We start from the raw sequence: 343 nt of genomic DNA on the forward strand, positions 1-343 counted from the left end.
GGACCATATGTGAAATTGGTTTTTGATGTCTTGATGAATCTTCAGTTTTCAAGGAACAAAAGTGGAGCCTAGCGGGATCGAACCGCTGACCTCCTGCGTGCAAGGCAGGCGCTCTCCCAGCTGAGCTAAGGCCCCGTATTAGAATTGTTCATAAAAATGGTGGGCCTAAGTGGACTCGAACCACCGACCTCACGCTTATCAGGCGTGCGCTCTAACCGGCTGAGCTATAGGCCCTCTTAGAGAGGTTTTGGTCTCTCAAAACTGAACGATGGGCAATGCCACATGGGCATTTTCCTTAGAAAGGAGGTGATCCAGCCGCACCTTCCGATACGGCTACCTTGTT

General features: G+C 50.7%; 2 tRNA genes. Both read right to left on the reverse strand.

Annotated features, from left to right (window positions below):
* Positions 1 to 62: 62 nt before the first annotated feature.
* Positions 63 to 135: transfer RNA gene (locus KNO65_RS15650), tRNA-Ala, on the reverse strand.
* 22 nt (positions 136 to 157) lie between these two features.
* Positions 158 to 234 (reverse strand) — tRNA-Ile (locus KNO65_RS15655).
* Between the last annotated feature and the right edge of the window lie 109 nt (positions 235 to 343).

Source organism: Exiguobacterium sp. S3 (assembly GCF_018617295.1).
GTDB classification, from domain to species: Bacteria; Bacillota; Bacilli; order Exiguobacteriales; family Exiguobacteriaceae; genus Exiguobacterium; species Exiguobacterium profundum.